The organism is Marinospirillum sp., from assembly GCF_014859565.1.
Map to the genome: position 1 here is coordinate 1 of NZ_JACUUA010000389.1, position 2,122 is coordinate 2,122.

The 2,122-nt window shown below is 50.7% G+C and carries 3 protein-coding genes; 2 read left to right on the forward strand and 1 reads right to left on the reverse strand.

Annotation, left to right across the window (positions count from 1 at the left end; genetic code table 11):
* Nucleotides 1-63 precede the first annotated feature (63 nt).
* Nucleotides 64-573, forward strand: a complete 510-nt coding sequence (locus IBX50_RS20040; protein WP_292258161.1) for a hypothetical protein — start codon at nt 64-66, stop codon at nt 571-573.
* Nucleotides 570-1,334: a DUF1828 domain-containing protein gene (locus tag IBX50_RS20045; RefSeq protein ID WP_292258162.1), complete on the forward strand. Its 765-nt coding sequence runs from the start codon at nt 570-572 to the stop codon at nt 1,332-1,334. Before IBX50_RS20040 ends, IBX50_RS20045 begins: the two co-directional genes overlap by 4 nt.
* A gap of 3 nt (nt 1,335-1,337) precedes the next feature.
* On the opposite strand, the gene IBX50_RS20050 is transcribed toward IBX50_RS20045, so the two are convergent.
* The gene (locus IBX50_RS20050; protein ID WP_292258163.1) at nt 1,338-1,964 is read right to left on the reverse strand and encodes a LysE family translocator; all 627 of its coding nucleotides are present in this window, start codon (nt 1,962-1,964) and stop codon (nt 1,338-1,340) included.
* Between the last annotated feature and the right edge of the window lie 158 nt (nt 1,965-2,122).

Sequence of the window (2,122 nt, forward strand, 5' to 3'; positions counted from 1 at the left end):
TTTTCGTTACCTGCGCGACATCTGCGAAGCTGTGCCCAAATAAACTGAACCGGGAGTTATCAGGTGTCTGCCAACCAGGAAATTCTTCATGAAAATGCCCTGCACTACATCCATGAATTTAAGGAGTGGGGCGGTGCAGACAGCATCAAATGGCAGCTTAGATCAGAGCGCCATTACCCCCGCCACTACCACAGCAAAACACCCCTGCTGATCAATGGCAGCTTCCATGAAGGCCTGTATCTGGAGCTTCACTACAAACCCAGCATCCTCAGTGGTGTAAAGCCGGCCTTCTCCGTTTCGCTGATGCTACGTGGTGCACGCCTGCTGGGGCTGGATGCAGGCAGAGCATCCAGCCACTTAAATCGCGTAGGAGTGACTGAAGAACACTACCGGCAAACCATCAGTCACCCACATCTGCATCGTGTTGTCGCGGATGCCCTTAGTGGGTATGCCGAACCCTTGCCGGATTCGGAACTGGAAGATTTATGGGAAGACTTTCTGCTCCATGCCAGCCTGAGTGATGCACCTGCACTCAATCTTCCTGAACAGGAACAAATCGGATCACTGTTATGAATCCACTGGATAGCGCCAACCTGCTCAACTTGCAGTGTAAACCCGTCACCGAAGGCACTGTTTTTTTACAAAGCCCACTGACCCAGGCTTTTGACAGCAGCTGTATTGGTGTTTATGTGCAGGAATTACAAAACAATCGCTACCGTATTTCCGACAATGCCGACACCCTGTTCAACGCCCTGACATCAGGCATCACCAGCAATCCAAGGCGCTCCAGACAATTACAGGACATCATCGAACGGAATCAGGTACAACTTTCGGAACAGGGTGAAATACACTGCAGCTGCAGCCTGGATGAACTGTCATGGCAACTGGCCAGAATGCTGGATGCCATCACCTGCATCGGACAATTATGCAGTGACTGGATACCCCTCCCCACTGAAACCACCACCCGTTTTGACCGTCAACTGGGTGCAGCACTCAAAACTCGTTTTGGTCAGCAGCTTAAATCCAGCTACAGCCATTATGGTGCCAGTGGTCACGAACTCAACTTTCCTTTTGCGCTGGAACAGGACAACAGCATCCGCCTGATTCAGACGGTCGCCTCCAGTAAAAACCAGATCAACTGGGAAAAGGTCTACCACACCATCGGAAAAATGTCTGACCTGCGTAATGCAGCACCCCAGATACCCCGTTATGTGGTGATTGAACCTGCAACTGATGCTACAGAAACACAAAAAGCCATTCTGGCACTCACGGATTGTGCTCACGTCATTCTTTATCAGGACACGGATCAGTTGGCTGAAGCCCTGACTGTTTAACAATCAGGGTTTAATGAATAACAGGCGACATGCCAGCAGTACAAACACCGTACCCGCCAGCCGGTTGATATAAATCTGCGCCCGTTCCGATTTTTTTAGCCAGTCACCAATCCAGCCAGCACCCCAGGCAATCAGGCTGAAAATAATCAGCGCTGTCAGCATAAAAGCAGCGCCGAGAATCAGAATCTGCAGAGGGATAGAGCCTCGTACCGGATCGGCAAACTGCGGCAGAAACGCCAGAAAAAAGATGGCTACCTTGGGGTTGGTCACATTCATAAAAATGCCACGCAGATACAGGGCTTTTGCACCCAAGGGTTTCTCACTTGATGCAGTAAGCCTGGCACGACCCGCAGAAAAACTTTGCCATGCCAGATACAGCAGATAAACCGCACCCACTATTTTAAGTGCAGTAAAGGCCATTACTGATGTTTTAAAAAGAGCTGCCACACCCAGCACCACTGCAGCGATATGCACCAGCAACCCCGTACATAACCCAAGCGTTACCAGCATCCCAGCCTTGCGGCCATGCACAGCGGCCAGTGTCAGCACAAAAATATTATCCGGCCCCGGAGCAACCGCCAGCGCCGCAGAGGCCACAACAAACAACAGTAAAAGATCAATGGGAATCATGGGCAGGAATAAAAATGGGGGGACAGTTTGGTGGATGCTGCTCACTCAGAAATGAAAAAGCCCTGAATAATCAGGGCTTTTTCATTTAAATCTGGCGGAGAAGGAGGGATTCGAACCCTCGATACGTTGCCGTATACACACTTTCCAGGCGTGCGCCT

Coding starts and splice junctions, on each gene's coding strand:
- IBX50_RS20045 (WP_292258162.1), top strand. CDS start 570: ATGAATCCACTGGATAGCGCCAACCTGCTCAACTTGCAGTGTAAACCC.
- IBX50_RS20050 (WP_292258163.1), bottom strand. CDS start 1,964: ATGATTCCCATTGATCTTTTACTGTTGTTTGTTGTGGCCTCTGCGGCG.